The sequence below is a fragment of the Streptomyces sp. NPDC093801 genome (assembly GCF_040701585.1).
Taxonomy (GTDB): domain Bacteria; phylum Actinomycetota; class Actinomycetes; order Streptomycetales; family Streptomycetaceae; genus Streptomyces.
This window is the reverse complement of record NZ_JBFBDP010000018.1, coordinates 105,755-127,340: the sequence shown is the minus strand read 5'-3', so window position 1 is coordinate 127,340 and position 21,586 is coordinate 105,755. Positions and strand designations below refer to the sequence as shown.

Below are 21,586 nucleotides of genomic sequence, written 5' to 3'. Positions count from 1 at the left end.
CCTTCCCGTGGGAGCCCGGTCAGTCGAGGTAGCCGCGCAGCTGGTCCGCGAAGGCGTGGTCGCGGAGCTTGGCGAGGGTCTTGGACTCGATCTGGCGGATCCGTTCGCGGGTGACGCCGAAGATGCGGCCGATCTCCTCCAGGGTGCGCGGGCGGCCGTCGGCGAGCCCGTAGCGGAGCTGGACGACCTTGCGTTCGCGTTCGCCGAGGGTCGACAGGACGGCTTCGAGGTGTTCGCGCAGCAGGAAGAAGGCGGCGGACTCCATGGGGGAGGCGGCGTCGCCGTCCTCGATGAGGTCGCCGAGCGCGACGTCCTCCTCCTCGCCGACGGGGGCGTGCAGGGAGACCGGCTCCTGGGCGAGGCGCAGGACCTCCAGGACCCGTTCGGGGGTCAGTTCCAGGTGGAGGGCGACCTCTTCGGCGGTGGGTTCGTAGCCGCGCTCCTGGAGCATGCGGCGCTGGACGCGGACCACGCGGTTGATGAGTTCGACGACGTGGACGGGGACGCGGATGGTACGGGCCTGGTCGGCGAGGGCCCGTGACATCGCCTGGCGGATCCACCAGGTGGCGTAGGTGGAGAACTTGTAGCCGCGGGCGTAGTCGAACTTCTCGACGGCCCGGATCAGTCCGAGGTTGCCCTCCTGGACCAGGTCGAGCATGGTGAGCCCGCGGCCGACGTAGCGTTTGGCGACGGAGACGACGAGGCGCAGGTTGGACTCGATGAGCCTGCGTTTGGCCATCCGGCCCATGACGACGAGCTTGTCGAGGTCGACGGCGAGCTGGGAGCCGAGGTCGTCGGCGCCGCCGAGCTTCTCCTCGGCGAAGAGTCCCGCCTCCACCCGCCGGGCGAGTTCCACCTCCTCGGCGGCGGTGAGGAGGGGGATCCTCCCTATCTCGCGCAGGTACTGGCGGAAGAGGTCGGCGGAGGGCCCTCCCGCGGCCGGTCCCGTCGGCGCCCGGCCGGGCTGCGGGGGTGCCGGCTCGATGAGTTCGAGCACCTCGGGCCCGTCGTCCTCGGCGTGCTCCGCGGCTGCGCGTGCGGCGGCGTCTGCGGTTTCGTCCACGGCCTCGACCTCGGCCTCTGCCTCTGCGGTTGCGACGGCGTCGGCGCGGAGGGGGCCGCCGGCGGGGTGGCTCACGTTCACGGTCAGGGTCCGGGTCTGCACGGGGGCGACCTCCAGGGGCTCCGAGGACGGTGGCACCGCACCTCAGTGTGGGGTACGACACATCGCCGCCACGAGGGGCGTGCGGGCATTTTCTGGGCCCGCTGCGTGACCGGATGGTTACCCCCCGGTGGCAACCCCGATGCCGGTCGGACTCATGTCCGAGACGATCGGGGGCCGCCCGCGCCGGGTCCGTGCAGGGCGTCCGGTCAGGCCATCCAGAAGAAGACGGCCGTCATCCGCTTGTCCTCCAGGGTGGTGCCCCAGTAGCCGGTGGCGCTGTGGATCAGGTTGGCGGAGTAGAGCAGGAGGCGGTTGTAGCGGTGGGGCACGCGGAGGTCCTCGGTGAAGGAGTCCTCGGGGACGAAGCGGGTGCCGAGGGCGTCGACGAGGTTGTTGTGCGGGGCGAGGACCTGGTTGCCGCCGAGGACCCCGCCGGGGAGGCTCTGGCGGTAGAAGCTCGTGCCGCAGTCCTTGGGGATGCCGGGGGTGAGGTAGAGCACCGCGGCGTAGCGGCACACGGTCCGGGAGTCGGTGTGCGGGCGCGACTCGCACTCCCCCTCGCCGACGACCTGGACGCAGTTGTGGTTGAAGGTGCCGGCGCCGGCGGGGTCCTCGGCCCAGATCCGCTTCGCCCCGGTGGCCTGCCGCACCAGCTTCTCCACGTGGGCGAGTTCGTCCGGCTCCAGGCCCGGCATGGCGCGCAGGCCGGGCCAGGGCTCGGGCTTGTGCGGGGCGCCCTGGACCCAGTCGCCCTTGGCGAGGCAGCGCTCCCGTACGGCGTCCACGTCGGGCAGGACGTTGTCCAGCACCCAGTAGTCGCGGCCGCGCGTGGGCTTGCGGTAGGGCAGCACGGGGAGGGTGTTCGGGGGTCGGAGTGACATGCGCGGAAGGCTAGTTGGGGCAGCTGTGAGGCTCCCCAAAGCGGGTGCCAAGACTGCGGCAAGAGATGGTCCGCGGCCGGACCGGCTCAGGCCGGCTCCACGCGGACGGCGCAGACCTTGAACTCGGGCATCCGGGAGACGGGGTCCAGGGCCGGGTTGGTGAGGGTGTTGGCGCGGCCCTCGCCGTACCAGTGGAAGGGCATGAACACCGTGTCCGCCCGGATGGCGTCGGTGATCCGGGCCGGGGCCACCGCCCGGCCGCGCCGCGAGGTGACGGCCAGCGGGGCGCCCTCAACCACTCCGAGGCGGGCGGCGAGGCGCGGGTGGAGTTCCACGAAGGGGCCGGGCGCGGCCTCGTTGAGCTCGGGCACGCGGCGGGTCTGCGCCCCGGACTGGTACTGGGCGACGACCCTGCCGGTGGTGAGCAGCAGGGGGTACTCGGCGTCGGGGCTCTCGGCGGCCTCGCGGTGGGCGACGGGCGTGAAGCGGGCCCGGCCGTCCTCGGTGGCGAAGCGGTCGAGGAAGAGCCGGGGCGTTCCCGGGGAGCCCTCGGGGCAGGGCCAGAAGACGCCCTGTTCGGCGGCGATGCGGTCGTAGGAGATGCCGGAGTAGTCGGCGGGGCCTCCCTCGGAGGCGCGGCGCAGTTCCCCGAAGACCTCCTCGGGGTCGGTGGGGAACCCCTTCTCCACGCCGAGGCGGGCGGCGAGGCCGTGCAGGACCTCCAGGTCGCTGCGGACACCGGGGGGCGGGGTGAGGGCGCGGCGGCGCAGCAGGACGCGGCCCTCCAGGTTGGTGGTGGTGCCGGTCTCCTCCGCCCACTGGGTGACGGGCAGGACCACGTCGGCGAGGGCGGCCGTCTCGGAGAGGACGACGTCGGCGACGGCGAGGAAGTCCAGGGAGCGGACGCGTTCCTCGACGTGCGCGGCGCGGGGGGCGGAGACGACCGGGTTGGAGCCCATGAGGAGGAGGGCCTTCACGTCGGTGCCGAGGGCGTCGAGGAGTTCGTAGGCGCTGCGGCCGGGGCCGGGCAGGGTCTGCGGGTCGACGCCCCAGACCCGGGCGACGTGTTCCCGGGCGGCGGGGTCGGTGAGCTTGCGGTAGCCGGGGAGCTGGTCGGCCTTCTGCCCGTGTTCGCGGCCGCCCTGGCCGTTGCCCTGCCCGGTGAGGCAGCCGTAGCCGGAGAGGGGGCGGCCGGCGCGGCCGGTGGCGAGGCAGAGGTTGATCCAGGCGCCGACGGTGTCGGTGCCCTTGGCCTGCTGTTCGGGGCCGCGGGCGGTGAGCACCATGGCGGAGGAGGGGGCGCAGAACATCTCGACGGCGCGGCGCAGCCGGGGTACCGGGACGCCGGTGATCCGCTCGACGAGTTCGGGCCAGTGGGCCATCGCGGCGGCCCGGGCGTCCTCCCAGCCGGTGGTGCGGGCGGCGATGAACTCCGGGTCGGTGCGGCCCTCGGCGACGACGAGGTGCAGCAGGCCGAGGGCCAGGGCGAGGTCGGTGCCGGGGCGGGGGGCCAGGTGCAGGTCGGCGAGTTCGGCGGTGCGGGTGCGGCGGGGGTCCACGACGATGAGGGTGCCGCCGTTGGCCTTGAGCTCGGTGAGGTAGCGCAGGGCGGGGGGCATGGTCTCGGCGGGGTTGGAGCCGACGAGGATCACGCAGCCGGTGCGCGGGACGTCCTCCAGCGGGAAGGGCAGTCCGCGGTCGAGGCCGAAGGCCCGCTGGTGCGCCGCGGCGGCCGAGGACATGCAGAAGCGGCCGTTGTAGTCGATCTGCGAGGTGCCGAGGGCGACGCGGGCGAACTTCCCGAGGGCGTAGGCCTTCTCGTTGGTGAGGCCGCCGCCGCCGAAGACGCCGACCGCGTCGGGGCCGTGGGCGCGGCGGGTGCGGGCGAGGCCGGCGGCGACGGCGTCGAGGGCCTCCTCCCAGGTGGCCGGTACGAGCGGCCCGTCGGCGCGGGTACGGACCAGCGGCCCGGTGAGGCGCACCCGGGAGGAGAGCACGGCGGGGGCGGTGCGGCCCTTGCCGCAGAGCGCGCCCCGGTTCACGGGGAAGTCGGCCCGCTCCTCGACCGCGACGCCGTCGCCGTCCGGGCGGGGGCGCAGGTTCATGCCGCACTGCAGGGCGCAGTAGGGGCAGTGGGTGGCGGTGGCTTCCTCGGCGCGGTGCATACGGGCCAGGGTGCGGGCGGGGTGTTACGCCGGGCCGCGTCCTTGCGTTACGGGCGGGGGTGCGGGGGCTCAGCGCGGGCGGCCGCAGGCCGTGAGGCCGGCCAGGGAGCGCGGGTGCCGCTGCGCGGAACCGGCTACTGGCCCGTCAGGCGGCCGGCCGTCAGGCCCGCCGTCCAGCCGCCGTCGACGGCGAGTTCGGCCCCCGTCATGTAGGAGGCGGCGTCCGACAACAGGAACGCGACCGCCGCCGCGATCTCCTCCGGCACCCCCACCCGCCCCAGCGGCGCGCCCGGGTAGTTGCCCTCCCCCGCCCGGATGCCCACCGGCGCCGTCATCGGGGTCAGGGTCATGCCCGGGTGGACCGAGTTCACCCGGATCCCCGCCTCCGCGAGCTCCACCGCACCGATCTTCGACAGTCCCCGCACACCCCACTTGGAGGCGCCGTACCCGGCGGTCAGGGCCAGCCCCGTGAGGCCGGCGGCCGACGAGATGTTGACGATCGAGCCGCCCCCGTTCGCCCGCAGCAGCGGGATCGCGGCCTTGATGCCGATGAACGTGCCGACCAGGTTGACCTCGACGCAGCGGCGGAAGTGCTCGACGCTCTCGTGCTCCAGGAACTGCCCGGTGGCGATGCCGGCGTTGTTGACCAGCCCGTCGAGCCGGCCGAACCCGTCGAGGGCGTGGTCCAGGACGGCCCGCCAGTCGGCCTCGCTGGTGACGTCGTGGCGCAGGAAGCGGGCCGCGTCGCCGAGCTTGGCCGCGGTCTCGGCGCCCTCCGCCTCCAGCACGTCGGTGATCAGCACCCGGCCGCCGCCGTCGACGACGGCCTGCGCGGCGGCCGCGCCGAGGCCCCGGGCCCCTCCGGTGATGACGACGGCCTTGCCGCTCAGATCCACAACAGCCACGGTTCCACTCCTCGGATATGACTAATCGGAATACCCGCGATCGCGGCGTCAGTCTGCCAGAGCGCCCAGCGCCCGCGACACCCCCTCCTCCTTGGGCCCGAGGAACCTGGGCGACGGCTCGAAGACGGCGTCCACGGCCGCCTTGCCGGCCGCGAAGACCTCGCGGACGCCGCCGTAGTACCAGGTGGCGTCGTGCGCGTTGTCGACGCCGACCCCGTACGCGTCGACGCCCGCGGCCCGGCACAACGTGACGGCACGGTGGATGTGGAAGCTCTGGCTGACCAGCACGGCCCGGCGGACCCCGAAGATCTCGCGGGCGCGGACGCAGGAGTCCCAGGTGTCGAAGCCGGCGAAGTCGCTGACGATCCGGGCGTCGGGCACCCCGTGCCCGGTGAGGTAGGTGCGCATCGCGTCGGGCTCGTCGTACGTGGTGCGGCTGTTGTCCCCGGTCACCAGGACGGCCTTCACCTTCCCGGCCCGGTACAGCTCGACGGCCGCGTCCAGGCGGGCCGCGAGGTAGGGGGTGGGCCGGCCGTCCCACAGCCCCGCCCCGAACACGACGGCCACCCCGGCGGCGGGCGCCCGCGCGGTGTCGCGCAGCCGGCCGGCGGCGCTCGCGTGGGTCCAGGCCGAGGGCAGCAGGGCCAGCACGCACAGCGCCATCACCGCCTGCACGGCCCGCCGCCGGGCCGCCACGGTACGCGGCATCCGGTCGCGCAGGGCGCGCGCGATGGTGCTCGGGCGCGGTGTGCGCATGAACGTTCCCCCTGGTCGTCCCCCCGGGCGCGGCCGCCCGGCTCGCAGACCAGGACGCGCCGGGAGATCGCCCCGGTTTCAGCCCGGGGGCCGGGCGGGCGGTGTGAGGAGGCGGCAAACACCCGTCACCGCCGCGCAACGCACACGCAATCTGCGGCCCGCAGGATCGGTTCATGACGGAGCCGGTGCACCCTCCCGAAAGCCAGTCCCCCTTCTCCCCCTCCCTCCTCTTCGGCAGCGCGGCCGAGCTGCTGACCCGGATCACCGACCAGCTCGGCGCCCAGCTGAGCGGAGTGCGCCCGCCGCGCGCCCGGCCCCACGGAGCCCCCTCATGCACCCCACCCTCGTCGCCGTGGCCCACGGCAGCCGCGACCCCCGCGCCGTGCACACCGTCCTCGCCCTCCTCGAACGGGTCCGCGAGCTCCGTCCGCGTCTCGACGTCCGGCTCGGGCACATCGAGCTGAACCGGCCGCTGCTCGCCGACACCCTGCGGGACGCCGCCGGTGCGGCGGTCCTCGTCCCCCTGCTGCTCGGCCGGGGGACCCACGTCAAGCGGGACCTCCCCGCCGCCGCGGCCCGGGCCGGTCACCTGCGGACACGCGTCGCGGCGCCGCTCGGCCCGCACCCGCTGCTGGTGGAGGCCCTGTTCGAGCGGCTGCTGGAGGCCGGCTGGCAGCCGGGCACGGCCGTCGTCCTGGCCTCGGCCGGCTCCCTCGACCCGGACTCCGCCGCCGACGCCCGCCGCACCGCGGCCCTGCTCGCGGAGCGGCTCGGCGGGGTGCCCGTGGTCCCGGCGTACGCCTCGGCGGCCGCTCCGGCCGTGCCGGAGGCCGTACGGGCGCTCGCGGCGCGGGGCCACCGGGTCGCGGTGGCCTCGTGCTTCGCCGCCCCGGGCCGCTTCGCCGCCGCGAGCGCGGCCGCCGCACCGGGCCCGGCGGCCGACCCGCTGGGCGCCCACCCGGCACTGGCCCGCCTCGTCCTGCACCGCTACGACGAGGCCCTGGCCCGCCCCGCCCACCACCGGGAACTGGCCAGCGCCTGAGGGGGGACCGGGACCGGATTGCTCGGATTGTCGGTGTCTCCGGTTACCGTCTGAACCATGGAAGGCACCGCGCACACCCCCGCGTACGACTCCTACGACCCCTCCGCCACCGAGCGGTGGGCCCCCGAGCCCGACAAGCGGCCCGGACGGACCGCCTTCCAGCGCGACCGCGCCCGCGTGCTGCACTCGGCCGCGCTGCGCCGCCTCGCGGGGAAGACCCAGGTGGTCACCCCGGGCACCCGCTCCTACGACTGGGACGCGAGCCCGCGCACCCGGCTGACCCACTCGCTGGAGTGCGCGCAGGTCGGCCGGGAGCTCGGCGCGGCCCTCGGCTGCGACCCCGACCTGGTCGAGGCGGCCTGCCTCTCGCACGACATGGGCCACCCTCCGTTCGGCCACAACGGCGAGGAGGCCCTCAACGAGTTCGCGAAGGACTGCGGCGGCTTCGAGGGCAACGCGCAATCGCTGCGCCTGCTCACCCGGCTGGAGCCCAAGCGGTTCGTGCCCGACCCGGCCACGGGCGATCCCGTGAGCGTCGGCCTCAATCTGACCCGGGCCTGCCTGGACGCCGCCACCAAGTACCCCTGGGCCCGCGGCGGGCACCCCACCGACCCCGGCTCGGTCAAGTTCGGGGCGTACAAGGACGACCTGCCGGTCTTCGACTGGCTGCGGAGCGGCGCGCCCGCCGACCGCAAGTGCTTCGAGGCCCAGGTGATGGACTGGTCGGACGACGTCGCGTACTCGGTGCACGACTTCGAGGACGGTCTGCACGCCGGGCACCTCGACCCCAACCTGCTGTTCGCCGAGCCCGAGCGCGCCGCCATCTGGCAGGTCGCCATCGGCCGGTACGTGCCCGCCGACACCGGGCCCGAGGAGCTGCGCGAGGCGCTGGACCGGCTGATGGAGCAGGAGTGGTGGCCGCACGGCTACGACGGCTCGGCCGTGGCGCAGGCCCGCCTGAAGGACGCCACCAGCCAGCTGATCGGCCGGTTCTGCCTGGCCGCCGAGAGCGCCACCCGCGAGGCGTACGGTCCCGGCCCGCTGACCCGGTACGCGGCGGAGCTGGTGGTGCCGCGCCGGGCGCGCAACGAGTGCGCCGTCCTGAAGGCGGTCGCCGACCTGTACGTGATGCAGCGCGACGAGCAGGAGCGGCTGCGGGCCGACCAGCGCATCGTCCTGGCCGAACTCGCCGAGGCGCTCAGCGCCCGCGCGCCGGAGGGACTCGACCCGCAGTTCCGGGCGATCTTCGACGCGGCGCCGGACGACAAGGCCCGCAAGCGCGCGGTCATCGACCAGATCGCCTGCCTCACCGACGCTTCCGCCCGGTCCCTGCACGCCCGTCTCACCCGTCGCGGGCGGCGCGCCGAAGGGTGAGCCGATCGGGCCATTCCCCCTTCACGGGGCAGGCTCGGTGCGGGACGCTCGCATGTGGCCGCACATGGCGGAGAGGTTATGAGGAGGCATCAGGTGGTCGACGCACACCAGACGTTCATCATCGTCGGCGCGGGGCTGGCCGGGGCGAAGGCCGCCGAGACGCTGAGGTCGGAGGGGTTCACCGGCCGGGTGATCCTGATCGGCGACGAGCGCGACCATCCCTACGAGCGGCCCCCGCTGTCCAAGGGCTACCTGCTCGGCAAGGAGGAGCGCGACAGCGTCTTCGTGCACGAGCCGTCCTGGTACGCGGGCGCCGACATCGAGCTGCACCTGGGCCAGCCCGCCGTGCACCTGGACCGCGGGGCGAAGACGGTGCGCCTGGGTGACGGCACCCTGCTGCACTACGACAAGCTGCTCCTGGCGACGGGGGCCGAGCCGCGCCGCCTGGACATCCCGGGCACCGGCCTGGCCGGGGTGCACCACCTGCGCCGGCTCGCCCACGCCGACCTGCTGCGCAAGGCGCTGACCTCCCTGGGCCGCGACAACGGGCACCTGCTGATCGCTGGCGCGGGCTGGATCGGGCTGGAGGTGGCGGCCGCGGCCCGCTCCTACGGCGCCGAGGTGACCGTGGTCGAACCGCTGCCCACCCCGCTGCACACGGTGCTCGGCCCGGAGGTCGGCCAGTTCTTCGCCGACCTGCACGCCGAGCACGGGGTGCGCTTCCACTTCGGGGCGACGCTGACGGAGATCGTCGGACAGGACGGCATGGTGCTGGCCGCCCGTACGGACGACGGCGAGGAGCACCCGGCGCACGCCGTGCTCGCCGCGATCGGGGCGGCGCCGCGCACCGCGCTCGCCGAGACCTCCGGGCTGGCCCTGGTGGACCGGGAGCACGGCGGCGGGATCGCCGTGGACGCCTCGCTGCGCACCTCCGACCCGGACGTCTTCGCGGTCGGTGACGTGGCCGCCGCCCAGCACCCGGGGCTGGGGACCCGGCTGCGGGTGGAGCACTGGGCCAACGCCCTCAACGGCGGGCCGGCGGCCGCGCGGGCGATGCTGGGGCAGGAGGTCTCGTACGAGCGGGTGCCGTACTTCTTCTCCGACCAGTACGACGTGGGCCTGGAGTACTCCGGGTTCGCCCCGGCGGGCGGCTACGACCAGGTGCTGGTGCGCGGGGACGTGGGCAAGCGGGAGTTCATCGCCTTCTGGCTCTCCGGGGGCCGGGTGCTGGCCGGGATGAACGTGAACGTGTGGGACGTCACCGAGCACATCCAGAACCTGATCCGGTCGAAGGCCCCGGTGGACCGCGAGAAGCTGGCGGACCCGTCCATTCCGCTCGACTCCCTGGTCCCGGCCGAGGGGGCCTGACGGGTTTGCCGCCGCCCCACCGTAGAATTCTCGGGTGGCAGGACGGATCAACGACGACGACGTGAAGGCGGTACGGGACGCGGTCCCGATCGACGCCGTGGTCTCCGAGTACCTCCAGCTGCGCAACGCCGGCGGCGGCAACCTCAAGGGCCTGTGCCCCTTCCACGACGAGAAGTCCCCGTCCTTCCAGGTCAGCCCGGGCAAGGGGCTCTACCACTGCTTCGGCTGCCAGGCCGGCGGGGACACCCTCGACTTCATCATGAAGATCGACCACCTCTCCTTCTCGGAGGCGGTCGAGCGGCTGGCCGGCCAGGCCGGCATCACCCTGCGCTACGAGGAGGGCGGCTACACCGCCGGCACCAGCGGCCGCGGCGAGCGGATCCGCCTGGTCGAGGCGCACAAGGCCGCCGCCCAGTTCTACGTCGACCAGCTCGGCGGCGCCGAGGCCGAGATCGCCCGGCGCTTCCTGGCGGAGCGCGGCTTCGACCAGGGGGCGGCCGGGCACTTCGGCGTGGGCTACAGCCCGGCCGGCTGGGACCACCTGACCCGGTTCCTGCGCGGGCGGGGCTTCAGCGACAAGGAGCTGATCCTCTCCGGGCTGGCCCAGGACAGCCGCAGCGGCAAGCCCATCGACCGCTTCCGCGGCCGCCTGATGTGGCCGATCCGGGACATCAGCGGCGAGGTGGTCGGCTTCGGCGCGCGCAAGCTGCGCGAGGACGACAACGGCCCCAAGTACCTGAACACCCCCGAGACGCCGATCTACAAGAAGTCCCAGGTGCTGTACGGCATCGACCTGGCCAAGAAGGAGATCGCGAAGACCTCCCGGGCCGTGGTCGTCGAGGGGTACACCGACGTGATGGCCTGCCACCTGGCCGGGGTCACCACCGCCATCGCCACCTGTGGCACCGCCTTCGGCGGGGAGCACATCAAGATCCTGCGCCGGCTGCTGATGGACAACGCGACCGCCGAGGTGATCTTCACCTTCGACGGCGACGCAGCCGGGCAGAAGGCCGCGCTGCGCGCCTTCGAGGACGACCAGAAGTTCGCGGCGGAGACCTCGATCGCGATCACCCCGGGCGGGATGGACCCCTGCGACCTGCGGCTCGCGCAGGGCGACGCGGCCGTCTCCGGGCTGGTGGAGTCCCGCACCCCGCTGTTCGAGTTCGCCCTGCGGCACATCGTGTCCCGGCACAACCTGGAGAACCCGGCGGGGCGGGCGGCGGCCCTGGACGAGGCCGCTCCCGTCGTCGCCGGGATCAAGAACATCGCGATCCAGCACGAGTCGGCGGTGCAGCTGGCGGGCATGCTGGGCATCCGCGACGAGCAGTTCGTGGTCAAGCGCGTCGCGCAGCAGGCCCGCTGGGCGCGCGAGCGCGGCCAGCAGTCGGACCGGCGGCAGCCGCAGCAGTCCGGCCGCCGCTACGAGGAGGCCCCGGCCGCGCCCGCCGCGGCGCAGCCGGGCGGTCCCGCCCTGAACCTGCGCAGCCCGGCGCACCGCACGGAGCGGGAGCTGCTCAAGCTGGCGCTCCAGCGGCCGGCCCTGGTCTCCCCGGCGTTCGACGCGTACGGGGCCGACGAGTTCACCGCCCCGCCGTACGCGGCGGTCCGCCAGGCCATCCAGGACGCGGGCGGCGCCGCCCAGGGCACCGAGGACTACCTGGCGCGGGTGCGCGAGGCGGCCCCGAACGACACCGTGCGCGCGCTGGTGACGGAGCTGGCGGTGGAGGCCATCCACGCCAAGACCGTGGACGAGGTCTACGCGGGGGTCCAGCTGGTGCAGGTCCGCCTGCGCGCCGTGGACCGCCGGGTCCACGAGATCCAGGGCCAGATGGCCCGCCTCGGCCCCCAGGCCCCGCCGGAGCAGCACGCGGCGGTCCAGCAGGAGCTGTGGGTCCTCCAGCAGTACGGCCAGCGCCTGCGCAACCGCGGCGCGGAAGGACTGTGACCTACCGCCGCAGCCAGTCCCCGCCCGGTATCTCGGTCCCCGACCGGGCGAGCCGACGGGCCAGCGGCGGGGCCGCCAGGTACACCCAGGCCCGCACCCGGCTCCCGTCGGGCCGGACGGCGTCGCGCGCCACCCGGTCGTAGACGTTCCCCGGGCAGTCCGGCCCGGCGTACTCCTCCAGCAGGTCCAGCGCGTCCAGCAGCTCCGCGTACGCGTCCGCGGCCGGGGTGATCAGCTCCCCGGCGATCACCGAGCCGGGCCGCTCCACCGCGTACGGGTACCCCGGGCCCGCGTACAGCACGGCGCCGGGCAGCCGGCCCGGCTCCTCGGCGGCGGTGCGGCCGCGCAGGAACAGGTCGTGGTTGACCTCCCCGGGCCGCAGCGTCCCGTACACGAAGAACGGCAGGACGCCGCCGGATCCCGGCCGATCGACCGATGCCACGAGCCCCTCCTCCGACTACACCGGACCTGCGCGGGCCGGGCCCGAAGGCTCCTCTTTCCCGTGCACCCCCACCGTACGCACCGCCGTTCCCGGCCCGTGCGGCGGTCGCCGACCGCCGTTCCGCCGGAGGCCGCGCCGCACCCGGTGGAACCCGGCCGCGCTCCGGAGGCTCCCGGGGCGAGCGGACCGTGTTTCACCCGGACGGGGTGGGGGTGCACGGATGGCCGCGCAGGGCCCCTGACGTGCCTGGACGGGATCGTGGAGGACAGCCGGGGCGGTATCTGACGATGAGTCAGCAGGCGGTCTCCGGGCGCCCCGGTTTTCCTCGAGACACGACCCCGTGTCCCCTGGAGTGACCCATGCGCCGCAGGACCGCCCACGCGCTGACCGCCGCCGCACTGACCGCCGCCGCCTTCGCGGGCCCGGTCGCGGGAGCGGTGGCCGCCGCGGACCTCGGCATGCCGCCCTTCGCACCGGGGGACTTCGCCGTGCTGGAGGTCTGGCCGAAGTCCGCGCTGCCGGGCACCACGGTCACCGTGAACACCAAGGCCTGCGGCCCGGGCGGGCATGCCGAGGGTGACGCCACCACGGTGGGCGGGGGCCGCTTCAAGCTGACCCCGGGCACCCACAAGGAGGTGGTGGCGGGCCAGTTCCAGGTCGCCCGCGACCTGCGGCCCGGCACGTACGGCATCGGCGCCACCTGCGCCGACGGCAAGTTCGCCACCGGCGACCTGGTCGTCACCGCGCACGGCCCCCAGGGGCACGTGCGCACCGGGGTGGGCGGTGGCACGTCCACCGCCACGGACCCGGCCAAGATCGCGGCGGGAGCGGCAGTGCTGGCCGCGGCCGCCGCCGGCGGTACCTGGCTCCTGCGTCGCCGGGCGAGCGGCACGCGGAGCTGACGGGCGCCCACCGCGGCTGCGGCCGCGGTCCGACCGGTACCGCCCCCCGTCGCCCGCCCCGCGAGGTCCCCCCCGTTCGCGGGGCCGGGCGACGGCCACTCCTGTCCACGGCGAGGCGAGGGGGTACGAGGCATGGCCGGCGGCTTCCCGGGCTTCCGGGGCATCCGTGACCTCGGGGAGCTCGCGCGCACGCGCGGCCGCCGCCCCGGGCCCACCGCGGACACGGGGACCGGCCCGGGCCGGGACACGGGCACAGGCGCAGGCACAGGCCGGGGCGCAGGCGCGGGCCGGGACACGGGCACAGGCGCAGGCACAGGCGCGGGCTGGGACACGGGCACAGACACAGGCTGGGGCGCAGGCCGGGACACAGGCGCAGGCGCAGGCACAGGCCGGGGCACGGGCACGGGCACAGGCCGGGGCGCGGGCCACGAGCACGGCCGGGGCACCGGCGACGGCGGCGGCCGGGGCGCGGGCCGCGGTCGCGGGGCGCCCCCCGGGCCGGCGGCCCGGCGCGGGCGGGCCGGGCTGGTCGCGGTGGCCGCCTGCATCGGCGTATGGCTCATCACCACCGGGTCGAACGAGACCGTCCGGCCGCCGCTCCCCTCCCCCGCCGACGCCCTGAGCGCGCAGGCCGTCTACCCCGGGAGCATCGACCCGCTCCCCGGCTCTCCGCCGACCCGGATCCGGATCCCGGCCATCCACGTGGACGCCCCGCTCACCGGGCTCGGCCTGGAACGCGACGGCAGCCTCGAAGTGCCGCCGCCCGCCCGCGGCGACCTCGCGGGCTGGTACCGCGACGGGACCACCCCGGGCGCGACCGGCACCGCCGTGGTCGCGGGCCACGTCGACAACGCGAGCGGCCCGGCGGTCTTCTACCACCTGGGCGCGCTCCACCGGGGGGCCGTCATCGAGGTCGCCCGCGCGGACGGGCGCACGGCGGTGTTCACGGTCCACGCGGTCGCGGTCTACGACGCGAAGTCCTTCCCCGACCGGCGCGTGTACGGCCCTTCGCCGCGCGCCGAGCTGCGGGTGATCACCTGCGGCGGGGGCTTCTCGCCGCGCACCGGCTACCAGGGCAACGTGGTCGTCTTCGCGCACCTCACCGGGACCTACTGATCCGGGCACCCCGCCTCCCGGACCAAGATCATCAACTTGCAGAATGACCCTTATGTCGACAACGAACACGCCCAGGACAGCCACGATCGACGACGCCGCGGACCTCGGCCGGACCCTGGCCCTCGCCTTCGCCGACGACCCGATGATGTGCTGGTTCTTCCCCGACGAGACCACCCGCGAGGAGGGCCTGACCCGCTACTTCTCGACGATCTTCACCCGGCAGTACGGCCGCCACGGCTTCTGCGAGCGCACCGACCTGGCCGCCTCCTTCTGGGTGGCGCCGGAGGCGCAGGCCAAGGCCGTCCCGGACGCGGAGACCATCGCCGAGCTGACGGACATCCTCGGCGACACGGCCCCGCTGTTCCGCGAGGCCGTCGAGGCGGCCGCCGAGCACGCGCCGCCGGAGGAGCACTGGTACCTGGCCGTGGTCGGCGCCGACCCGGCCGGCCAGGGCCAGGGGCACGGGGCCGCGCTGCTGCGCTCCGGCCTGGCCCGGGCCGACGCGGCGGGCCTGCCCGTCTACCTGGAGTCCTCCAAGGAGTCCAACCTGCCGTTCTACGAGCACTTCGGCTTCACCGTGCTCGGCGAGGCGCAGCTGCCCGGCGGCGGGCCGACCCTGTGGGTGATGCGGCGCGCCCCGCGCGGCTGACCCCCCGGCCGTCCCTTCCGGATCCCGGCGGGTGCGGGGCCCACGGGTCCCGCGCCCGCTCAGCCCCACTGCTCCAGGCCGAGCTTGACCACCAGCGCGCCGACCACGGTCAGCAGCACGCCCCGGACGAAGCCGCTGCCCTTCTTGAGGGCCATCCGCGCCCCGACCATGCCGCCGGCCAGGTTGAACACGGCCATCAGCGCGGCCAGCTGCCAGAAGACCATCCCCTGGTAGGCGAACATCGCGAGCGCGCCCGCGTTGGTGCAGCAGTTGACGATCTTCGCGGTGGCGGAGGCGGTGACCAGGTCGAGGTGGAGCAGGGCGGTGAGGGCCAGCACCAGGAACGTTCCGGTGCCGGGTCCGATGAGGCCGTCGTAGAAGCCGATGCCCAGGCCGGCGAGGGCGATGGTGAGCAGCACCCGCTTCCGGGAGACCGGCGAGGCGGAGGGGGCGGCGCCGAATCCCGGCTTGAAGATCACGACGGCGGCGACCACCACCAGCACGCCCATGATCAGCGGCCGCATGGTGTCCTTGCTGATGCCGCCGGCGAGTGCGGCCCCGCCCATCGAGCCCGCCAGCGCGGCCAGGCCGATCCGGACGGCGAGCTTCACGTCCACGGGGGTCTTGCGCGCGTAGGTGACGGCCGCTCCGGCCGTGCCGACGATGGCCACCGCCTTGTTGGTCCCCAGGACGGCGGCGGGCTGGGCGTGCGGCAGGCCGAGCAGCAGGGCCGGCAGGAGCAGCAGTCCGCCGCCGCCCACCACCGCGTCGATCCAGCCGGCCGCAGCGGCGGCCGCACACAGCACGATGATCATGGTCGTTGATATGTCAGGCACGGACCCGACCCTAGGGAGCGGATCCGTGCATGTCCCATCGATCCCCGGAAAGTTGCGCGAAGCTTGAGGTTCACGGCTCGCGCCCGGCGGTGGGCACAAGCCTCACCGGCCGCCCCCGCGGGCGCTGAGGCCGGCGTTCCGTCCGGGTAACAGGAGCGATGCCACGGGGAAACAGCCGCCCCGCACGCTCGTTCCATGACCTCGGAACAGCGTGTGGTGGTGATCGGCGGCGGCCTGGCGGGCCTGCGGCTCGCCGCTCGGCTGGGACCGGCCGCCGCCGTGACCGTCCTCGGCGAGGAGTCCCGCGCCCCCTACAACCGGGTCCTGCTGGCGGAGGTGCTGGCCGGGCGGTACGCCCCCGACGTGGCCGCCCTCCCGGACCCGGGCCCGGTGCTGCGGCGCGGGGTGCGCGCGGTGCGGATCGACCGCGCCGCACGGCGGGTGCACTGCGACGACGGCACGGCCGCGGAGTACGACGCCCTCGTACTGGCCACCGGCTCGAACCCGGTCCTGCCGCCGCTGCGCGGGCTGTTCCCGCCCGGCGGCGGGGAACTCCCCGAGGGGGTGCACGCGTTCCGCACCATGGACGACTGCCTCGCCCTCGGGGCGGCCGTCCGTCCGGGCGTGCGCGCCGTGGTGATCGGCGGCGGGCTCCTCGGCGTCTCCGCGGCCCGCGCGCTGGCCGCCCGGGGCGCCCAGGTGGTCCTCGCCCAGCAGGCCGAGCGCCTGATGGAGCGGCAGCTCGACGCCGACGCCTCGGCGCTGCTCCACGCCCACCTGGCCTCCCTCGGCGTGGAGATCCACACCGAGTGCCGCGTCAGGGGCCTGGCCACGACCGGCGTGCCGTCTCGTCCCTCCCCCGCCCCGCCCGGCGCGGCCCACCGCAGGGTCGTCACCGGGGTCGAGCTCGCCGACGGCTACCGGCTCGGCGCCGACCTCGTCGTCCTCGCCTGCGGCGTGCGCCCCCGCACCGGACTCGCCCGGGCCGCCGGGCTGGAGGTCCGCAAGGGCGTCGTGGTCGACGACCGGCTGCGCACCGGCGACCCCTGCGTCCACGCCATCGGCGACTGTGCCGAGCACGCCGGCCGGCTCTACGGTCTGGCCGGGCCCGCCCTGGAGCAGGCCGACGCCCTCGCCGCCACCCTCGGCGGCTCCCCCACCGACTACACCGGCACCCGCGCCCTGACCCGGCTCACCCTCGGCGGCGCCGACCGCCCCCTCGACCTCGCCGCCTTCGGCGACCCCACCCCGCTCCCCGGCGACGACGTGGTCCGCCTCGCCGACGCCACCCGCCGCACCTACCGCAAGGTCGTCCTGCGCGGCGACCGGCTCGTCGGCGGGGTCCTGCTCGGCGAGCTCTCCACCGTGGGGGCCCTGGCCCGCACCTGGGAGGGCGACGAGTCCCTGGGCGCACCGCACGACATGTTCCACCTGCTCACCGACGACGGAGGCCACTGACATGACCGAGCCCCTGCCCGCGATCGTGCTCATCGGGCACGGCATGGTCGGCCAGCGCTACCTGGAGGCGCTCGCCGAGCGCGGGGCCACCGCCACGCACCGCGTCACCGTGCTCTGCGAGGAGCCCCGGCCCGCCTACGACCGGGTGCACCTCACCTCGTACTTCTCCGGCACCAGCCCCGAGGAGCTCTCCCTCACCCCGGCCGGCTTCCTGGAGGAGCACGGCATCGAGCTGCACCTGGACGACCCCGCCGAGGCCGTCGACCGCGAGGCCCGCACCGTCACCTCGCGCTCCGGGCGCGTCTTCCCGTACGACGTGCTCGTCCTGGCGACCGGCAGCCACCCCTTCGTCCCGCCCGTCCCCGGCAAGGACGCCCCGGGCTGCTTCGTGTACCGCACCATCGAGGACCTCCTCGCGATCGAGGAGTACGCGAAGACCCGGTCCAGCGGCGCCGTGGTCGGCGGCGGGCTCCTCGGGCTGGAGGCCGCCGGCGCCCTCCAGGGCCTCGGACTCGCCACCCGCATCGTGGAGTTCGCCCCCCGGCTGATGCCCGTCCAGGTGGACGAGGGCGGCGGCGCGGCCCTGCTGCGCACCATCGAGGGCATGGGCCTGACCGTCCACACCGGCGTCGGCACCCAGGCGGTGCTGACCGGCGCGGACGGCTCCGTCACCGGAATGAGCCTGTCCGACGGGTCCGTGGTCGACACCGAGCTCGTCGTCTTCTCCGCCGGGGTCCGCCCCCGCGACCAGCTCGGCCGTGACTGCGGCCTGGCCGTCGGCGAGCGCGGCGGGATCCGCGTCGACGCCCGCTGCCGCACCTCCGACCCGCGCGTGTACGCGATCGGCGAGTGCGCGCAGGCCGTGGACGGCCGGGTCTACGGACTGGTCGCGCCCGGCTACGAGATGGCGGAGACCGCCGCCGAGGACCTGCTGGGCCGCGAACGGGAGTTCACCGGGGCCGACCTGTCCACCAAGCTCAAGCTGCTCGGCGTGGACGTGGCCTCCTTCGGCGACGCACACGGCGCCGCCGAGGGCAGCCTGGACGTCGTCTGGTCCGACTCCCGCTCCGGGATCTACAAGAGGCTCGTCATGTCCTCCGAAGGGGTCCTGCTCGGCGGGGTGCTGGTCGGCGACGCCGACGCCTACGGGCTGCTGCGCCCGCTCACCGGCAGCGTCCCGCCCGTCGCCCCCGAGCAGCTGGTGCTGCCCGCCGGACTCGGCCCCGCCGCCCAGCTCGGCCCGTCCGCGCTGCCCGACACCGCCGTGATCTGCTCCTGCCACAACGTCACCAAGAAGGCCATCACCGCCTGCTCGACCCTGCCCGAGGTCAAGAAGTGCACCAAGGCCGGGACCGGCTGCGGCGGCTGCCTCAAGGTGATCGGGCAGCTGCTGCCGCCCGCCGCCGACCCGGGGCTGTGCGGCTGCTTCGCGTACACCCGGGCGGAGCTGTACGAGATCGTCCGGACCCGGCGCCTCACCTCCTTCCGGGAGCTCCTCGACGGGCACGGCCGGCCGCAGGCCCGGGGCGGCGAGGGCTGCGAGGTCTGCAAGCCCGCCGTCGGCTCGGTCATCGCCTCCCTCGCCCCCTCCGTGGGCGCCAGCGGCTACGTGCTCGACGGGGAGCAGGCCGCCCTCCAGGACACCAACGACCACTTCCTGGCGAACCTCCAGCGCAACGGCTCGTACTCGGTCGTCCCGCGCATCCCGGGGGGCGAGATCACCCCGGAGAAGCTGATCGTGATCGGCGAGGTGGCCCGCGACTTCGGCCTCTACACGAAGATCACCGGCGGTCAGCGCATCGACCTGTTCGGCGCGCGCGTGGACCAGCTGCCGGGGATCTGGGCCCGGCTGGTCGACGCCGGCTTCGAGTCCGGGCACGCGTACGGGAAGGCCCTGCGGACGGTAAAGTCCTGCGTGGGGCAGACCTGGTGCCGCTACGGCGTCCAGGACAGCGTGCGGATGGCCATCGACCTGGAGCTGCGCTACCGGGGCCTGCGCGCCCCGCACAAGCTGAAGTCGGCGGTGTCCGGCTGCACCCGCGAGTGCGCGGAGGCGCAGAGCAAGGACTTCGGCGTCATCGCGACGGCCAACGGCTGGAACCTCTACATCGGCGGCAACGGCGGCGCCGTCCCGCGCCACGCGGACCTGCTCGCGCAGGACCTCTCGGATGCCGAACTGGTGCGGCTCATCGACCGGTTCCTCATGTTCTACATCCGCACCGCCGACCGGCTGGAGCGGACCTCGACCTGGCTGGAGCGGCTGGAGGGGGGCCTGGACCACCTGAGGGACGTGGTGGTGCACGACTCGCTCGGGCTCTGCGCGGAACTCGAGTCGCTGATGGCCGAGCACGTGGCGCACTACCGCGACGAATGGGCCGAGACGCTCCGGGACCCGGAACGGCTGCGGCGGTTCGTGTCCTTCGTGAACGCGCCCGGCGCCCCGGACCCGACCGTGCGGTTCGTCCCCGAGCGCGACCAGGTCAAGCCCGACCTGGCCGTCCTGACCATGGGAGGTCCTGTCCGATGACGGTCGAACTGCGCGTGGCCGAGGGCTGGCTGACGGTCTGCGAGCTGTCCTCGCTCACCCCGGGCCGCGGGGTCGCGGCCCTGCTCCCGGACGGCTCCCAGGCCGCGGTGTTCGTCGACCGCACCGGGCGCCCGTACGCGATCGGCAACCAGGACCCCTTCACCGGCGCGCAGGTGCTGTCGCGCGGGCTGGTGGGGTGGGCGGCGGGCCGGGCGTTCGTGGCCTCGCCGCTGCTGAAGCAGCGCTTCGACCTGGAGTCGGGGCGCTGCCTGGACGACGAGGAGGTGGCGGTCCGGACGTACCCGGTGCGGACCGCCGCGACCTCGTAGGGCGGAGGATCAGCCCTGGACCACGGCCGGGTCCATCCACATGATCTCCCAGGTGTGGCCGTCGAGGTCGTCGAAGGCCCGGCCGTACATCACACCGTGGTCCTGGGCGGGGCGGGGCTCGGTGGCCCCGGCCGCCAGGGCCCCGTCGACCTGCTCGTCCACCGCGGCGCGGCTCTCGGCGCTGAGGCAGAGCAGCACCTCGGAGGTGGTGCGCGCGTCCGCGACGGCCTTGTGGGTGAAGTCCTTGTAGCGGGCCTCGGTCAGGAACATCGCGACGATGCTGTCGGTGATGGGCATGGCGGCGCAGTTCTCGTCGGTGAACTGGGCGTTGAAGGAGTAGCCCAGCTTGCCCCAGAACGCCTTCGTGGCCTCCAGGTCGCTGACGGGCAGGTTGACGAAGATCATGGTGGAGGACATCCCGGTGTCTCTTCTCTCTGGTGGGGCCCGGCGCGCGGTGCGCGTGCTCCGTTCGTTGCTGTCGAGGGGTAGACCGGGGCCGGCGCGGGAACTCATCGCCCTGCGCGGGATTTTCTTCGACCTTTTTCAGCGGTCCGGGAAACCGCAGGTCAGAGCCGGTTCCAGGGCGGCGGCCGGAGGGGCCGCCGCCCTGGTGAACCGATCCTTCAGGAGACCACCGCGCCGCCCTTGAGGAGGGCCGCGCCCAGCGGGGTCACCGTGTGCAGGACGGCGTTGCCGTGGCGCAGGGTGGTCACCAGGCCCGCCTCGCGCATCACGCAGGCGTGCTGGCTCGCCGAGGCCAGGGAGACCCCGGCCCGGCGGGCGAGTTCGCTGGTGGTGGCCCCGTCGCCGATGGCCCGCAGCACCACCGAGCGGGTGTGGCCCACCAGCTTGCCCAGGGTGCGCTGGCGCTGCTCCTCGGCCGGCCGTGCGGCCTCCCCGCCGGCTCCGGCGGAGGCCAGCTGGGCGGCCGCCGGATAGACCAGCACGGGCGGCAGCTCCGGGTCGTGGAGGGTCACCGCGGTGCGCCGGCAGAAGAAGGACGGCTGGAGCAGCAGCCCGCGCCCCCGCAGCCGTACGTCCCGGTCCACCGGGTACTCGCATTCGAGCACCGGGGCCCGCCAGCGCAGCATCGGCGGCAGCGACGCGAGCAGCTCGTCGGCGCCCCCGTCGAGGAGGGCGCGGCCGCGCGCGGCCCGCTCCGCCTCGATCTGGGCCTGGATGTGGGTCCAGTACGGTTCCACGGCCGCCCGGTGGTAGCCGCGCAGCTCGCCCAGCAGCCGGGGCAGGTGCTTGGTGCCGCCGTCCATGAACTCCCGCAGACGGGTCGGCGGCGGGGTCCCGAAGGCCGCCCCGAAGCCCGCGGCGGCGCCCGCGCCCACGAGGGACAGCTCGTGGCGCAGCCGGTCCGCGTGGAGGCCGCGCAGGGCGTCGAGGCCGACGTCCCACCCGTACTGGCCCTCGGACGGGGTCAGGAAATCGGGGAAATAGCCGCGAGCCGGTATCAGCGCGCTCAGCAGCCTTGTTTCACCATTCAACCGGCTCCGGGCTTCCGTACGCCATTCGCCGAACAGCCGGGCGTCACGCCGGTCTCTTAAGCGATGAAAACTAAGAATCGTTTCCCACAACGCATCGGGACGCCCTGCCATCCGTACGCGTGCCAGGTCCACTCCAGTGAAATGGATACGCAGCACCGAACCCCCACCTGTGCAACCGCAATCCCCCCGCCCCATGAGTATGCATGCCGTCACACGTGGTCACCACGCCC

At 74.6% G+C, this 21,586-nt stretch carries 18 protein-coding genes and 1 pseudogene; 10 read left to right on the top strand and 9 right to left on the bottom strand.

Annotated features, from left to right (window positions below; translation table 11 throughout):
- Window positions 1-19: 19 nt before the first annotated feature.
- The 5 genes from AB0469_RS22000 to AB0469_RS21980 all read right to left on the bottom strand — a co-directional run bounded on the left by AB0469_RS22000 (window position 20) and on the right by AB0469_RS21980 (window position 5,872).
- On the bottom strand, window positions 20-1,201 hold the full coding sequence (locus tag AB0469_RS22000; protein WP_366453103.1) for an RNA polymerase sigma factor: 1,182 nt from the start codon (window positions 1,199-1,201) through the stop codon (window positions 20-22).
- 170 nt (window positions 1,202-1,371) lie between these two features.
- Window positions 1,372-2,046 carry a DUF6445 family protein gene (locus AB0469_RS21995; protein WP_366453102.1) on the bottom strand — a complete coding sequence of 225 codons (675 nt, stop codon included), beginning with the start codon at window positions 2,044-2,046 and terminating at the stop codon, window positions 1,372-1,374.
- Window positions 2,047-2,132: 86 nt separating this feature from the next.
- Window positions 2,133-4,211, bottom strand: coding sequence for a molybdopterin oxidoreductase family protein (locus tag AB0469_RS21990; RefSeq protein ID WP_366453101.1), 2,079 nt, complete (start codon window positions 4,209-4,211; stop codon window positions 2,133-2,135).
- A 134-nt stretch (window positions 4,212-4,345) separates the two neighbouring features.
- Window positions 4,346-5,116, bottom strand: coding sequence for a glucose 1-dehydrogenase (locus AB0469_RS21985; RefSeq protein ID WP_366453100.1), 771 nt, complete (start codon window positions 5,114-5,116; stop codon window positions 4,346-4,348).
- Window positions 5,117-5,164: 48 nt separating this feature from the next.
- Window positions 5,165-5,872 (bottom strand): ElyC/SanA/YdcF family protein, encoded by a 708-nt coding sequence (locus tag AB0469_RS21980; protein ID WP_366453099.1) that lies wholly within the window; start codon window positions 5,870-5,872, stop codon window positions 5,165-5,167.
- Window positions 5,873-6,045: 173 nt separating this feature from the next.
- Here AB0469_RS21980 and AB0469_RS21975 point away from each other — a divergent pair.
- The 4 genes and pseudogenes from AB0469_RS21975 to dnaG all read left to right on the top strand — a co-directional run bounded on the left by AB0469_RS21975 (window position 6,046) and on the right by dnaG (window position 11,601).
- Window positions 6,046-6,914: pseudogene (locus tag AB0469_RS21975) on the top strand (sirohydrochlorin chelatase).
- Window positions 6,915-6,971: 57 nt separating this feature from the next.
- Window positions 6,972-8,288 carry a deoxyguanosinetriphosphate triphosphohydrolase gene (locus AB0469_RS21970; protein ID WP_366453098.1) on the top strand — a complete coding sequence of 439 codons (1,317 nt, stop codon included), beginning with the start codon at window positions 6,972-6,974 and terminating at the stop codon, window positions 8,286-8,288.
- A gap of 93 nt (window positions 8,289-8,381) precedes the next feature.
- Window positions 8,382-9,656 carry an FAD-dependent oxidoreductase gene (locus AB0469_RS21965; RefSeq protein ID WP_366453097.1) on the top strand — a complete coding sequence of 425 codons (1,275 nt, stop codon included), beginning with the start codon at window positions 8,382-8,384 and terminating at the stop codon, window positions 9,654-9,656.
- A 34-nt stretch (window positions 9,657-9,690) separates the two neighbouring features.
- On the top strand, window positions 9,691-11,601 hold the full coding sequence (dnaG, locus tag AB0469_RS21960) for a DNA primase (protein ID WP_366453096.1): 1,911 nt from the start codon (window positions 9,691-9,693) through the stop codon (window positions 11,599-11,601).
- Between the two features lies 1 nt (window position 11,602).
- Here dnaG and AB0469_RS21955 read toward each other — a convergent pair whose 3' ends face one another.
- On the bottom strand, window positions 11,603-12,043 hold the full coding sequence (locus tag AB0469_RS21955; RefSeq protein WP_366453095.1) for a gamma-glutamylcyclotransferase family protein: 441 nt from the start codon (window positions 12,041-12,043) through the stop codon (window positions 11,603-11,605).
- 398 nt (window positions 12,044-12,441) lie between these two features.
- On the opposite strand from AB0469_RS21955, the gene AB0469_RS21950 reads away from it, so the two are divergent.
- The 3 genes from AB0469_RS21950 (at window position 12,442) to AB0469_RS21940 (ending at window position 14,710) form a co-directional block, all read left to right on the top strand.
- Complete coding sequence (locus AB0469_RS21950; protein ID WP_366453155.1) at window positions 12,442-12,945, top strand: hypothetical protein; 504 nt, start codon at window positions 12,442-12,444, stop codon at window positions 12,943-12,945.
- 525 nt (window positions 12,946-13,470) lie between these two features.
- Window positions 13,471-14,061: a class F sortase gene (locus tag AB0469_RS21945; protein ID WP_366453154.1), complete on the top strand. Its 591-nt coding sequence runs from the start codon at window positions 13,471-13,473 to the stop codon at window positions 14,059-14,061.
- A 43-nt stretch (window positions 14,062-14,104) separates the two neighbouring features.
- A complete protein-coding gene (locus AB0469_RS21940) occupies window positions 14,105-14,710 on the top strand; it encodes a GNAT family N-acetyltransferase (RefSeq protein ID WP_366453094.1) in 606 nt (201 codons plus the stop codon).
- A 59-nt stretch (window positions 14,711-14,769) separates the two neighbouring features.
- Here AB0469_RS21940 and AB0469_RS21935 read toward each other — a convergent pair whose 3' ends face one another.
- The gene (locus AB0469_RS21935) at window positions 14,770-15,546 is read right to left on the bottom strand and encodes a sulfite exporter TauE/SafE family protein (RefSeq protein ID WP_042813138.1); all 777 of its coding nucleotides are present in this window, start codon (window positions 15,544-15,546) and stop codon (window positions 14,770-14,772) included.
- A 195-nt stretch (window positions 15,547-15,741) separates the two neighbouring features.
- Between AB0469_RS21935 and AB0469_RS21930 the strand changes: the two genes are divergently transcribed.
- Genes AB0469_RS21930 through nirD form a run of 3 tightly spaced genes read left to right on the top strand, consistent with a single transcriptional unit; the run spans window position 15,742 to window position 19,860 of the window.
- Window positions 15,742-17,004: an FAD-dependent oxidoreductase gene (locus AB0469_RS21930; RefSeq protein WP_366453093.1), complete on the top strand. Its 1,263-nt coding sequence runs from the start codon at window positions 15,742-15,744 to the stop codon at window positions 17,002-17,004.
- Window position 17,005: 1 nt separating this feature from the next.
- Window positions 17,006-19,531, top strand: a complete 2,526-nt coding sequence (nirB, locus tag AB0469_RS21925) for a nitrite reductase large subunit NirB (RefSeq protein WP_366453092.1) — start codon at window positions 17,006-17,008, stop codon at window positions 19,529-19,531.
- Window positions 19,528-19,860 carry a nitrite reductase small subunit NirD gene (gene nirD / locus AB0469_RS21920; RefSeq protein WP_366453091.1) on the top strand — a complete coding sequence of 111 codons (333 nt, stop codon included), beginning with the start codon at window positions 19,528-19,530 and terminating at the stop codon, window positions 19,858-19,860. The genes nirB and nirD overlap by 4 nt, the downstream gene beginning before the upstream one ends.
- A 9-nt stretch (window positions 19,861-19,869) precedes the next feature.
- Here nirD and AB0469_RS21915 read toward each other — a convergent pair whose 3' ends face one another.
- The gene (locus tag AB0469_RS21915; protein ID WP_366453090.1) at window positions 19,870-20,277 is read right to left on the bottom strand and encodes a VOC family protein; all 408 of its coding nucleotides are present in this window, start codon (window positions 20,275-20,277) and stop codon (window positions 19,870-19,872) included.
- 206 nt (window positions 20,278-20,483) lie between these two features.
- Window positions 20,484-21,512 (bottom strand): helix-turn-helix domain-containing protein, encoded by a 1,029-nt coding sequence (locus AB0469_RS21910; protein WP_052291211.1) that lies wholly within the window; start codon window positions 21,510-21,512, stop codon window positions 20,484-20,486.
- Window positions 21,513-21,586 lie beyond the last annotated feature (74 nt).